We start from the raw sequence: 12,558 nt of genomic DNA, 5'->3' as shown, positions 1-12,558 counted from the left end.
TGGCGACGGGTCGCGGGCTGTGTCTGTCCGTGTCATGTTATTCGATTTTTCTCGAAATATCGGAGGTGAGTCAAGCGCTGGCTCCTCCCACCGGCGGCGTTCGGGGGGAGGGAGCCGATCAGGACGGCGGCGCGCCGTCGACGATCCAGCGCACGAGGCGCTCGGCGTCGGCGGCGCTCAGGCGCTCGTGTGCGTCGATGTGGCCGAAGATCGAGCCGCTGCGCAGCTTGTCGGCGAGCTGGCGCACCGCGCCGTCGTCACCGCGGTACCTGGCGTAGTCGGCGGCGAGCTGCGCGAACGTCGGCGCCCTCTTCCTCGGCGGGGTGCCGTGGCAGTTGTAGCAGCCCTTGTCGGAGGCGAGCTGCATGTCGGCGTGCGCCGCCATCGCGGTGCCGGCGACGACGATGGCCGCGCCGAGCGTGCGCCACGGCCCCCAGCGGTGTCGTCCCGTCGTCACGTGATCGCTCCTGCGTCGCCGTCGGCCCGTCGGCGCATCGTGCCGGCGAGGTCGGTGGCTGGCGCGACGTGGCGGCGTTCCTGTCGGGTGTCGACTTTCATGTCACAGCGTCGGCTCCCTCGTGCGGGCTTCAGCGCATGGCCGTCCAGTCGTCCCTCGGCGCGTTCCAGAGGCAACTCGGCAGCGGGGCGACGTGTTCGATGGGCTCGATCATGCCCGCATCCGCAGCGGCGCAGATCGGCCGCGTCGAATGCCTTGTGTCAACCACCGTGACGGTTGTGCCCGCGGCTGCCCCACAGCCGTCGGTGGGCGCCGGGACGAGCGACCACAAGCGCGCTGCATCTGGCGTCGCTGCGGCGGCGTACCGGTCGGTGCGTGGCGGTACCCTGACTCAAAAGAAAGAAGAAAGGGGAGCCCGCAGGCTCCCCTGGACGACACGCGCGCCGTGACGCTCAGCCGCCGACGACGCCGCCGTCGGTACGCCGCACGATCACCGTCGCCGAGCGAGGACGCGCGCCGGCCGTGGGCCACTGCGAGAAGCTGGTCGGGTTGCGCGCCAGCCAGTTGTCGCCGGTGTACGCCGCCGGCTTGTTCGGGTGGCTGCCCACTTCGCCCGGATGCTGGACGTTGATGAACATCGTCTTGCGGTCCGGTGTCCAGGTGATGCCGGTGATCTCGCAGCCCGCCGGGCCGACGAGGAAGCGACGGATTTCCTTTGTCTCGGGGTCGCCGACCAGCATCTGGTTGTTGCCGTTGCCGGCGAAGTCGCCACTGTTGGCGTAACTGCCGTCGGTCTGGATCCACAGGCGGCCGAAGCTGTCGAACGCCAGGCCGTCGGGGCTGTTGAACAGGTTGTCGAGCGTGACGTTCGCCGACGGCGCGCGCGCGCCGGTGACCGACGGCTGGCCGGCGAGCACGAAGATGTCCCACGTGAACGTGGTCGCCGTGCCGTCGCCGCCTGTCTCGTTCCAGCGGATGATGTGTCCCCAGACGTTGTTCGCCCGCGGGTTGGCCTCGTCGACGGCGGGTCGCGCCGAGCCGGCGGTGGTCGTGCCGTCGGCGTTGTTGGAGGTCGCGGGGTCCGCCGAGCCGCGACGGTTGTTGTTGGTCAGCGTGGCGTAGACCTCGCCCGGCTTCTTCGGGTTGGCAGCCACCCATTCCGGCCGGTCCATCATCGTCGCGCCCACGGCGTCGGCGGCCTGGCGGGCCTTGATCATGATGTTCGCCAGCACCTCGTCGTCGTTGGCGCCGGTGAAGTTCGGGTTGTCGCGCAGTGCCTGGCCGTTGAGGCCGACGGTGCCGGGCGTCAGCGGGATCCATTCGCCGGTGCCCATCTTGTCACCTGCCGTCGTGCCGGCATCGAAGCGGGCGACGTACAGCGTGCCCTGCGCGAGCAGGTTGCGGTTGGCCGCGCTCGTCGGGTTGGCCGCGTCGAAGGTGCCGCTCGAGACGAACTTGTAGATGTATTCGTTGCGCTCGTCGCAGCCCATGTAGACGACGACCTTGCCGTTCGGTGCGACGACGAGTTCGGCGTTCTCGTGCTTGAAGCGGCCCAGCGCGGTGCGCTTGACGGCCTTGCCTGCCGGGTTGAACGGGTCGACTTCGACGACCCAGCCGAAGCGGTTCGGCTCGTTGGGGTTGGCGTTGACATCGAAGCGCGGATCGACCGTGTGCCACAGGTAGCCGAAGCCGTTCTGTGTGATGCCGTAGCGCCGTTCGAGCGCCGTCGGCGTGCGCGCGCCGTTCCAGCCGAAGTAGCCGTTGAAGTTCTCTTCGCAGGTCAGGTAGGTGCCCCACGGCGTGCGACCGTTGCCGCAGTTGTTCAGCGTGCCGAGCACCTCGGTGCCCAGCGGGTCGGCGGCCGTCTTCAACAGGTCATGGCCGGCGGCCGGGCCCTGGATCGTGATCGGCGTGTTGCCGTGGATGCGCCGGTTGTACGGCGAGTTCTTCACGTGCGTCCAGCTGCCGTCGGCGTTGCGCTTGATGTGCGCGACCGTGATGCCGTGCCCGGCCTGGCCCTTGCGCGCCTTCTCGAACGTGAACGGCGCGAGCCAGTCGTCGGGGTCGCTGCCGGGCGCGTAGAAGTACTCGGGATTGATGTACTCGTGGTTGATCACGAGCAGGCCTTCGTCGCTGCGGTCACCGAAGCCGTTGCCGGCGGCATTGAAGCCGAAGAACGCCATGCCGTCGTGGTTGTCGCCGACCTGCTGCTCCTGCTCGGCCGAGGTGTTGCTCGCGTCCGGTTTCCAGGCGGGCGCGAATTGATTGATCGGTTCGCCCCAGGGCAGGAAGGCCGTGGCCACGTAGCCGGCGGGTACGACGACGGTGTCGGCCGTCGACGTCGAGACCGGCGTGAAGCCCAGGATGCGTTCGGATGCGGCGGCGTCGCTGCCGCCACCGCCGCAGCCCGTCAGGCCGGCGAAGAACGGCAGCGTGGCGGCGCCGAGGCCGCCGAGCATCAGGCGGCGGCGCGACGGGTTGACCGCGACCGCACGGTCGACGACGTCGCTCAGGGTCAGGTTGCGCGACGGGTTCGAGACACCGTCGTCGTCGCGAAGGCTGTGGGACATGCGCACTCTCCGGGGTGGAACAACACGAAGCCCCGGATGGTCCGCAGCGGCCGTGAAAGCCGCGTGACGCCGATGTGTCAGCTGTCTGACAGTGTCCCGGGCGGCGGGGGACGATGCAGCGCGTCGCGGCCATCGGCTCCGTCGCCGCCGAACACGTCGACGAACGTGAAGTACAGCGACACGTAGAACACGCAGGTGAACATCAGCCCGGCCGGCAGCGCGACGAGGCCGGCGAGCTGGCGCGTGCCGAGCAGGCCGAACAGCGCGCCGACGGCGACGCTGAACAGCGCGATCATGCCGACCCAGGCGACGACGTACACCGTCATCGCACCGCGGTTGCGCCACACCGCCAGCGTGCTCGAGAACAGCGACTGCAGCACGCCCTGCCCGCCCCAGTGCACGAGCGCCGGCGCGTGCCAGAAGGGGATCGCCAGCAGCGCCGCCAGGCCGAAGCGCACGACGAGGCCCCAGGTCAGCCGGTCGTCGGCCAGCAGCGCGTCGAGTTCGGCGTTCTCGCTGGGCGTGCGCTCCGGCGTGGCCAGCAGCAGTTGCACGCGCTCGAAGCGCCCGCCGTCGACGGCGTCGGCGAGCAGCAGGATCACGACGGTGGCCAGCGCGTAGACGGCGCTCAGCTGCAGCAGCGCCGCGCGGCGACGGGTGTCGCCGCGCAAGCCCTCGACGAGATGGCCCGGCTGCGCCGTGCCGCCGCCGAGCACGGCGCGCGTGGCGATCATGTAGCCCAGCGACAGCAGCGGCAGCGAACCCATCACGACGATCTGGCCGACGTAGGGCAGCGCGAGCACGAGGATCGCGCTGAACAGGAAGACGACGAACAGCATCGTCAGCCCGAGCGGGCGCTTCGCGTAGGTGGCGAAGGCCGCACGCAGCCACGCCAGGCCCTGGCGCGCGGCGACGGTGTGCAGGCGCAGCGCCATCGTGCGGCTATTCGGCCGGCGGAGGGTGCCACGGCGTGGCGATGCGCTCGCGCAGCACGCGCTCGAAGTGCGTCGGGTCGTGCGGCTTGAGCAGGCTCGCGTCGCGCGGCAGGTGCAGGTCCCACAGCCGCGACAGCCAGAAGCGAAACGCCGCCGCCCGCAGCAGCGCGGGCAGCAGGCGCCGCTCGCCGCCGGTGAGCGGGCGCACGCGCTCGTAGGCGGCAACGAACACGGCGGCACGCGTGTCGACGCCACGGCCGCTGTCGAGGTCGACGCACCAGTCGTTCAGGCACACCGCGAGGTCGAACAGGAAAGTGTCGACGCCGGCGAAATAGAAGTCGAAGAAACCGGTGAGCCGCTCGCGGCCGGGCAGGCCGTCGAACATCACGTTGTCGCGGAACAGGTCGGCGTGGATCGGCCCGCGCGGCAGCGCCGCGTAGGCCGCCGACGCGGCCAGCTCCTGCTGGAACGCGAGTTCGCTGGTCAGCAGCTCGCGCTGCGCGGCGTCGACGAACAGCAGCACGACCGGCACCGTCTCGGTCCACCACGCCAGCCCGCGCAGGTTGGGCTGGTGGCGCGGGTAGTCGAGCCCGGCCAGGTGCATGCGCGCGAGCATCTCGCCGACCTGCGCGCAGTGGTGGTCGTCGGGCGCGAGCTGGTGGCGGCCGGCGAGCTTGTCGACGAGCGCCGCCGGCTTGCCCTTGAGCGTGTGCAGGATCTCGCCGCTGGCATCGGCGCGCGGCTCGGGCACCGGGATGCCCTTGCGCGCCAGGTGCTTCATCAGATGCAGGTAGAACGGCAGCTGCTCGAACGTCAGCCGTTCGAAGATCGTCAGCACCCACTCGCCGCGGTCGGTGGTGACGAAGTAGTTGGTGTTCTCGATGCCGGCCGTGATGCCGCGCAGCGCGGTCAGCGTGCCGACGTTCAGGCGTGCGACGAAGGCGCGTGCCTCGTCGAGCGAGACCTCGGTGAAGACGGCCATCTCAGAAGCGCAGGATCGTCCACACGCGCTGGCCGGCCGCGCCGCGCCCCGACGCGGGGCCGGGGCTCATGTCCCGCGCGCCGTCGGCCGGCACGACGTGGTACGTGCCGCCGCGCTCGCCCTTGGTGTGCACCGTGATCTGGCGCACCTCGCCGCGCACGCGCAGTTCCTCGACGCGCACGGCGTCGTCCTCGATCACGGTCGTGCGCACCTGCGGCTCGGGCACCGGCGAAACCGGCGCCGCCGCCGGCGTGGCCGCGTGCACCGCACCGGCGGCGCACGACAGCGCGAAGAGGGCGGCGCAGCGGCGGAGCATGCCGCGATTCTATCGGCGCGCCCCGCGGCGGCGGCCGTACCATGCCGGCATGACGCAAGACACGCTGCTGCTGGTCGACGGCTCGAGCTACCTCTATCGCGCGTACCACGCGATGCCGAACCTGACCGCGCCCGACGGGTTCCCGACCGGTGCGATCCACGGCTTCATCGCGATGCTCAGGCGTCTGCGCGAGCAGATCCCGGCCGCGCACGCCGCGTGCGTCTTCGACGCCAAGGGCCCGACGTTCCGCGACGCGCTGTACCCCGAGTACAAGGCGCACCGCGCGCCGATGCCCGAGGCGCTGGCGCAGCAGATCGGGCCGATCCACGAAGTCGTGCGCCTGCTCGGCTGGCCGGTCCTCGAGGTGCCGGGCATCGAGGCCGACGACACGATCGGCACGCTCGCGCGGCGTGCCGCCGAGGCGGGCCACCGCGTCGTGATCTCGACCGGCGACAAGGACCTCGCGCAGCTCGTGACGCCGCAGGTCACTCTCGTCAACACGATGACCAACGAGACGCTCGACGTCGAAGGCGTCAAGGCCAAGTTCGGCGTGCCGCCCGAGCGCATCGTCGACTACCTGACGCTGGTCGGCGACGCGGTCGACAACGTGCCCGGCGTCGAGAAGGTCGGCCCGAAGACGGCGGCCAAGTGGATCGCCGAGCACGGTTCGCTCGACGGCGTGATCGCCGCCGCCGACACGATCAAGGGCGCCGCCGGCGAGAACCTGAAGAAGGCGCTCGACTGGCTGCCGCAGGCGCGCCGCCTCGTGACGGTGGCCACTGACTGCGACCTGTCGGCCGCCGTGCCCGGCTGGCCGTCGCTCGACGCGCTCGCGCTGCGCGACGTCGACCGCGAGGGGCTGCTCGACTTCTACAACCGCTACGGGTTCCGCACCTGGAAGCGCGAGCTCGAGCAGGCGCTCGGCGGCGCGCCCGCGGCGGCCCCGACGGCGGCCGGTGACTCGGCGCCGCTGGCGCGCCACTACGAGACGGTGCTGACCTGGGAGCGGCTCGAACACTGGCTGCAGCGCATCGCCGCGGCCGAGCTCGTCGCGCTCGACACCGAGACCGACTCGCTCGACCCGATGCGCGCGCGCATCGTCGGCATCAGCTTCGCGGTGCAGCCGGGCGAGGCGGCGTACGTGCCGCTCGCGCACGACTACGCCGACGCGCCGGCGCAGCTGCCGCTGGCCGACGTGCTCGCGCGCCTGAAGCCCTGGCTCGAGGACGCGCGCGCACCGAAGATGGGCCAGCACCTGAAGTACGACACGCACGTGTTCGCGAACCACGGCATCGCGCTCGCGGGCATCGCGCACGACACGCTGCTCGAGAGCTACGTGCTCGAAGCCCACCTCGCGCACAGCCTCGAAAAGCTCGCCGAACGCCACCTGCACCGCAAGGGACTGAGCTACGAGGACCTGTGCGGCAAGGGCGCGAACCAGATCCCGTTCTCGCAGGTCGACGTGCAGCGCGCGACCGAGTACTCGGGCGAGGACAGCGAGATGGCGCTGCACGTGCACCAGGTGCTGTGGCCGCGCCTGCAGGCCGAGCCGGGCCTGCGCTACGTGTACCAGGACATCGAGCTGCCGGTGAGCGCGATCCTCGCGCGCATCGAGCGCCACGGCGTGCTGATCGACACGCGGCTGCTCGAGCAGCAGAGTCGCGAGCTCGCCGAGCGCCTCGTCGCGCTCGAGCGCGAGGCGCACGCGCTGGCCGGCCAGCCGTTCAACCTCGGCAGCCCGAAGCAGATCGGCGACGTGCTGTTCGGCAAGCTCGGCCTGCCGGTCAAGAAGCGCACCGCCAGCGGTGCGCCCTCGACCGACGAGGACGTGCTGACCGAACTCGCCGCCGACTACCCGCTGCCGGCCAAGATCCTCGAGCACCGCAGCCTCGCGAAGCTCAAGGGCACCTACACCGACAAGCTGCCGCAGATGGTCGACCCGGCCACCGGCCGCGTGCACACGAGCTACGCGCAGGCGGTCGCGGTGACCGGGCGGCTCGCGAGCAACGAGCCGAACCTGCAGAACATCCCGATCCGCACGCCCGAGGGGCGGCGCATCCGCGAGGCCTTCGTCGCGCCGCCGGGGCACGCGATCCTGAGCGCCGACTACTCGCAGATCGAGCTGCGCATCATGGCGCACATCAGCGACGACCCCGGCCTGCTGCGCGCGTTCGAGCAGGGGCTCGACGTGCACCGCGCCACCGCCGCCGAGGTGTTCGGCGTGCCGCTGGAGGCCGTGAGCGCCGAGCAGCGCCGCTACGCGAAGGTCATCAACTTCGGCCTGATCTACGGCATGGGCGCGTTCGGGCTGGCCAGCAACCTCGGCATCGAGACCAAGGCGGCCAAGGACTACATCGACCGCTACTTCCAGCGCTTCGCCGGCGTCAAGCGCTACATGGACGAGACGCGCCAGCGCGCCGCCGAGCAGGGCTACGTCGAGACGCTGTTCGGCCGCCGCGTGTGGCTGCCCGAGATCAAGGGCGGCAGCGGCCCACGGCGCGCCGCGGCCGAGCGGCAGGCGATCAACGCGCCGATGCAGGGCACGGCGGCCGACCTGATCAAGCTTGCGATGATCGCGGTGCAGGGCGCGATCGACCGCGAGGGCAGGGCCACGCGGATGATCATGCAGGTGCACGACGAGCTCGTGTTCGAGGTGCCCGACGCCGAGCTCGACTGGGCGCGCGCCGAAGTGCCGCGGCTGATGGCCGGTGTCGCGCGGCTGAAGGTGCCGCTGCTCGCCGAGGTCGGCGTCGGGGCGAACTGGGACCAGGCGCACTGATATTGACCACCCCCGCAGCGCCTTCGGCGCTCCCCCTCGAGGGGGCCGAGCCCGGACACCGAAGGTCCTGTGGACGTTCGGTACCTGGCGAGGGGCCGGACCGCAAGGCCCGGCGCGGCCTGCAAGGCCCGCCAGCGGACCGGCCGAGCCGGATCCGCGGCGGCCGCTTGACGCGGCGCGGTTCCTGGGCCGCGGGTCGCGCCAGCGCCACACGTCACGGTCGCGTCACGGGCTCGACGTGGGCGTGTCACGGCGGCGGCCGAGCATGCGCGCATGCAGCGCGACCTGCCCCCGTACCTGCACGCCCTGCCCGGCGACCACGACGAGCACGACGACCCGCTGGTCGACGTGCTGCGCGTGCGCACCGTCTGGATCTCGGACCTGCACCTGGGCACGCCGGGCTGCCAGGCGGCGGCGCTGCTCGACTTCCTCAAGCGCGTGCGCTGCGACACGCTGTACCTCGTCGGTGACATCGTCGACGGCTGGCAGCTGCGGCGCAGCTGGTACTGGCCGCAGGCGCACAACGACGTCGTGCAGAAGCTGCTGCGCAAGGCGCGCAAGGGCACGCGCGTCGTCTTCGTGCCCGGCAACCACGACGAGTTCGCGCGCAAGTACGTGCAGCACAACTTCGGCGGTATCGAGGTCGTCGACGAGGCCGTGCACCACACCGCCGACGGCCGCGCGCTGTGGATCACGCACGGCGACCACTTCGACGGCGTGATCCAGTGCGCCAAGTGGCTGGCCTACGTCGGCGACTCGGCCTACGAGTTCACGCTCAAGCTCAACCGGCACCTGAACTCGCTGCGTGCGCGCCTGGGGTTGCCGTACTGGAGCCTGTCGAAGTACCTGAAGCTCAAGGTCAAGCGCGCGGTCAGCTACGTCAGCGACTTCGAGCACGCGGTCGCGCGCGAGGCCAAGCGCCGCGGCGTGCATGGCGTCGTGTGCGGCCACATCCACCACGCCGAGCTGCGCGAGGTCGACGGCATCGTCTACGCCAACGACGGGGACTGGGTCGAGAGCCTGACCGCGCTCGTCGAGCACGCCGACGGCCGGCTCGAGATCGTCGACTGGTCGCAGCGCCACGGCCGCCCGCGCCTCTTGGCGGCGTCCGCGCCGCGGCCCGTCGGCGTCGAGCCGCCCGCCTCGGCGCCGGCGCAGGAGCCGCTGCCCGTGGCCCGCCAGACGGCCTGAGTGCCGCCGGCGCGCCCGCGGGCGGCGTCCGATAATCCGCCCGATGAGTCTCGACCGCGCTGCCGACTCCACGCCCGCGGCCGCTGCGGCGGCGCCGCCGCGTCTGACGCTGCTCAACCGCGAGCGCTCGACGCTCGAGTTCAACCGCCGCGTGCTCGCGCAGGCGCGCCGCGCCGACGTGCCGCTGCTCGAGCGGCTGCGCTACATCACGATCGTCTCGTCGAACCTCGACGAGTTCTTCGAGGTGCGCTTCGCCGATTACCTCGAGATGGCGCGCCAGCCCGGCACCGGCGTGTCGCAGCGCGACCTCAAGGACGTCGCCGCCGAGGCGCACCGGCTGATCGACGAGCAGTACGCGCTGTTCAACGACGAGGTCATGCCCGCGCTCGCGCGTGCCGGCATCCGCATCGTCAACCACGCCGAGCGCGACGACGCGCAGCGCGCGTGGGTCGCGCGCTTCTTCGAGCAGCAGGTGCGCCCGCTGCTGGTGCCCGTCGGGCTCGACCCGGCGCATCCGTTCCCGCAGGTGGCCAACAAGAGCCTGAACTTCATCGTGCGCCTGGGCGGGCGCGACGCGTTCGGGCGCGAGAACAGCATCGCCATCGTCAAGGTGCCGCGCGTGCTGCCGCGCGTGATCCGGCTGCCCGACGAGGTCAGCCACGGCGAGCAGGTGTTCGTGCTGCTGACCAGCGTGATCCGCGCCCACCTGGGCGAGCTGTTCCCGGGGCGGGAGGTGACGTTCTTCTCGCAGTTCCGCGTCACGCGCGACAGCGACATCGACATCGACGACGTCGAGGTGACCAACCTGCGCCAGGCGATGCGCTCGGGGCTGACGCGGCGGCACTTCGGGCAGGCGATCCGCCTCGAGGTCGTCGCCAGCTGCCCCGACGAGCTGGCGGAGCTGCTGCTGCGCCAGTTCGCGCTGCCCGAGGAGGCGCTGTACCGCGTCAACGGCCCGGTCAACCTGGTGCGTCTGACGCGGCTGATCGACGCCGCCGACGCCGACCACCTGCGCTTCCCCCGCTACGAGCCGAGCTGGCCCGAGCGGCGGCTGCCGCGCGAGCGGCCGATCTTCGAGCGGCTGCGCGACGGCGACGTGATGCTGCACCACCCGTTCGAGAGCTTCGAGCCGGTGGTCGAGTTCCTGCGCCAGGCGGTGCAGGACCCCGACGTGCTCGCGATCAAGCAGACGATCTACCGCACCGGCGAGCAGAGCGTGCTGATGGAGCTGCTGCTCGAGGCGGCGCGCCGCGGCAAGGAGGTGCTCGCCGTCGTCGAGCTGAAGGCGCGCTTCGACGAGGAGGCCAACATCAACTGGGCCGAGCGGCTCGAGTCGGTCGGCGCGCAGGTGGTCTACGGCATCGTCGGGCTGAAGACGCACGCCAAGCTGATGGTCGTCACGCGCCGCGAGGGGCAGCGGCTGCGCCGCTACGCGCACCTGTCGACCGGCAACTACAACCCGAAGACGGCGCGGCTGTACACCGACGTCGGCTACCTCACGGCCGATCCCGACCTGACGGCCGACGCCGACGCCGTGTTCCAGCAGCTCGCGAGCCTCGTCAAGGTGCGCGCGCCGCGCCACCTGCTGACGGCGCCGTTCGTGCTGCACCGGCGCATGCTGCGCCACCTGCAGCAGGTGGCCGACGCCGCGCGCGCCGGCCGGCGCGCGCGCGTCGTCGTCAAGGTCAACGCGCTGACCGACGTCGCGCTGATCGAGGCTCTGGTGGCCACGGCGCAGGCCGGCGCGCAGATCGACCTCATCGTGCGCGGCGCGTGCATGCTGCCGCCGGGCGTGCCCGGGTTCACCGAACGCGTGCGCGTGCGCTCGATCGTCGGGCGCTTCCTCGAGCACACGCGGGTGATCTACTTCGCGTGGGGCGACGGCGACGCCGACGAGGTGCTGTACCTCAGCAGCGCCGACTGGATGAGCCGCAACATGTTCCGCCGCATCGAGGTCGCGTGGCCGGTGCGTGATGCCGCGATGCGGCAGCGCGTGATCGACGAGTGCCTGGTGCCTTACCTGTACGACACGCTCGACGCGTGGGAGCTGCACGCCGACGGCCACTACGAGCGCGTGCGGCCGCAGCGCGGCGAGGCCGTCAGTGCGCAGCAGGCGCTGATGCGCCGTTACGGCGGCTAGTGGAGGCGGTGCGGTGGACCTGATCCTGTGGCGCCACGCCGAGGCCTTCGAGACTGCCGACAGCGGCGACGACCTCGACCGCGCGCTCACGCCCAAGGGCGAGCGCCAGGCGCGGCGCATGGCCGAGTGGCTGGGGCGTCACCTGCCGTCGACGACGAAGGTGCTGGCGAGTCCGGCCAAGCGCTGCCAGCAGACGGCGCAGGCGCTGGACCGCAAGTTCAAGACGGTGCCGGCGCTCGCGCCCGACGGCACCGTCGAGTCGCTGCTCGCGGCGGTGCGCTGGCCCGATGCGCGCGAGCCGGTGCTCGTCGTCGGCCACCAGCCGACGCTCGGGCTGACGGCGGCGTACCTGATGGCCGGCGTGATGCAGCCGTGGAGCGTCAAGAAGGCCGCGGTGTGGTGGCTGCGCTCGCGCCAGCGCCTGCTCCAGCGCGAAGTGGTGCTGGTGACGGTGCGCGGCCCCGACAACGTCTGAAGAGCGCCACCCCCGTCGCGGCTTCGGCGCTCCCCCTCGAGGAGTGCCGCCAGCGGACTGTCAAATCTGGCCATGCGGCGGCGACGGGCGTGCGATCAGCCGGTGAAGTAGCGCTTGACGCCGGCCAGCAGCATCTCGACGGCGATCGCCGTCAGCACCAGCCCCATCAGCTTTTCCATCGCGGTGACCATCGAGTCGCCGAGCAGGCGGCGGATGCGGTCGGCCGTGATCAGCACGACGGTGCACACCGCCATCGCCACGGTCAGCGCGCCGACCCACTGCCACAGCTGGCCCGGCTGGCGCGACGCGAGCAGCAGCACGGTGGCCATCGCCGACGGCCCGGCCAGCAGCGGCACCGCGAGCGGGAAGATGAACGGCTCCTTCGCGGCGCCGTCCTGGGCGTAGATCTGCGTGCTGCTGCCGAACACCATGCGCATCGCGATGACGAGCAGGATCACGCCGCCGGCGACCTCGAGCGAGCGCTCCGACAGCCGCATCACGTGCAGGAAAGCCTGGCCGCCGACCATGAACGCCAGCAGCACACCGAACGCGATCGCGCCTTCGCGCAGCGCGACGGCGTTGCGCCGCGCCGGGTCGATGCCGCGCAGCACCGAGATGAAGATCGGCAGGCTGCCGAACGGGTCGAGCACCAGCAGCAGCAGGATCAGGGCCGAGGCGAAGGTGTGGTCCATGGCAGCGGTGGGCGCGGGCGG

General features: G+C 71.4%; 10 protein-coding genes. 4 read left to right on the top strand and 6 right to left on the bottom strand.

Annotated features, from left to right (window positions below):
- Positions 1 to 118 precede the first annotated feature (118 nt).
- The 5 genes from MOJ79_RS09960 to MOJ79_RS09940 all read right to left on the bottom strand — a co-directional run bounded on the left by MOJ79_RS09960 (position 119) and on the right by MOJ79_RS09940 (position 5,260).
- Positions 119 to 457: a c-type cytochrome gene (locus MOJ79_RS09960; RefSeq protein WP_241924022.1), complete on the bottom strand. Its 339-nt coding sequence runs from the start codon at positions 455 to 457 to the stop codon at positions 119 to 121.
- 452 nt (positions 458 to 909) lie between these two features.
- Positions 910 to 3,027, bottom strand: a complete 2,118-nt coding sequence (locus MOJ79_RS09955; protein ID WP_241924021.1) for a PhoX family protein — start codon at positions 3,025 to 3,027, stop codon at positions 910 to 912.
- A 77-nt stretch (positions 3,028 to 3,104) separates the two neighbouring features.
- Positions 3,105 to 3,962: a BPSS1780 family membrane protein gene (locus MOJ79_RS09950; RefSeq protein WP_241924020.1), complete on the bottom strand. Its 858-nt coding sequence runs from the start codon at positions 3,960 to 3,962 to the stop codon at positions 3,105 to 3,107.
- Between the two features lie 7 nt (positions 3,963 to 3,969).
- On the bottom strand, positions 3,970 to 4,944 hold the full coding sequence (locus MOJ79_RS09945) for a homoserine kinase (RefSeq protein ID WP_241924019.1): 975 nt from the start codon (positions 4,942 to 4,944) through the stop codon (positions 3,970 to 3,972).
- 1 nt (position 4,945) lies between these two features.
- Positions 4,946 to 5,260, bottom strand: a complete 315-nt coding sequence (locus tag MOJ79_RS09940; protein WP_241924018.1) for a DUF2782 domain-containing protein — start codon at positions 5,258 to 5,260, stop codon at positions 4,946 to 4,948.
- Positions 5,261 to 5,309: 49 nt separating this feature from the next.
- Here MOJ79_RS09940 and polA point away from each other — a divergent pair, with 49 nt between their 5' ends.
- From polA to MOJ79_RS09920, 4 genes are all read left to right on the top strand, one after another.
- Complete coding sequence (polA, locus tag MOJ79_RS09935; RefSeq protein WP_241924017.1) at positions 5,310 to 8,039, top strand: DNA polymerase I; 2,730 nt, start codon at positions 5,310 to 5,312, stop codon at positions 8,037 to 8,039.
- Positions 8,040 to 8,312: 273 nt separating this feature from the next.
- Positions 8,313 to 9,230, top strand: coding sequence for a UDP-2,3-diacylglucosamine diphosphatase (locus MOJ79_RS09930; RefSeq protein ID WP_241924016.1), 918 nt, complete (start codon positions 8,313 to 8,315; stop codon positions 9,228 to 9,230).
- A 43-nt stretch (positions 9,231 to 9,273) separates the two neighbouring features.
- On the top strand, positions 9,274 to 11,370 hold the full coding sequence (ppk1, locus tag MOJ79_RS09925) for a polyphosphate kinase 1 (protein ID WP_241924015.1): 2,097 nt from the start codon (positions 9,274 to 9,276) through the stop codon (positions 11,368 to 11,370).
- Between the two features lie 13 nt (positions 11,371 to 11,383).
- Positions 11,384 to 11,845: a SixA phosphatase family protein gene (locus MOJ79_RS09920; protein WP_119292161.1), complete on the top strand. Its 462-nt coding sequence runs from the start codon at positions 11,384 to 11,386 to the stop codon at positions 11,843 to 11,845.
- Positions 11,846 to 11,940: 95 nt separating this feature from the next.
- On the opposite strand, the gene MOJ79_RS09915 is transcribed toward MOJ79_RS09920, so the two are convergent.
- Complete coding sequence (locus MOJ79_RS09915) at positions 11,941 to 12,537, bottom strand: MarC family protein (RefSeq protein WP_241924014.1); 597 nt, start codon at positions 12,535 to 12,537, stop codon at positions 11,941 to 11,943.
- Between the last annotated feature and the right edge of the window lie 21 nt (positions 12,538 to 12,558).

The sequence above is a fragment of the Calidifontimicrobium sp. SYSU G02091 genome (assembly GCF_022631395.1).
In the GTDB taxonomy this organism is placed as follows: domain Bacteria; phylum Pseudomonadota; class Gammaproteobacteria; order Burkholderiales; family Burkholderiaceae_C; genus Calidifontimicrobium; species Calidifontimicrobium sediminis.
The sequence above is the reverse complement of the archived record's forward strand: the minus strand, read 5'-3'. Positions and strand labels throughout refer to the sequence as shown.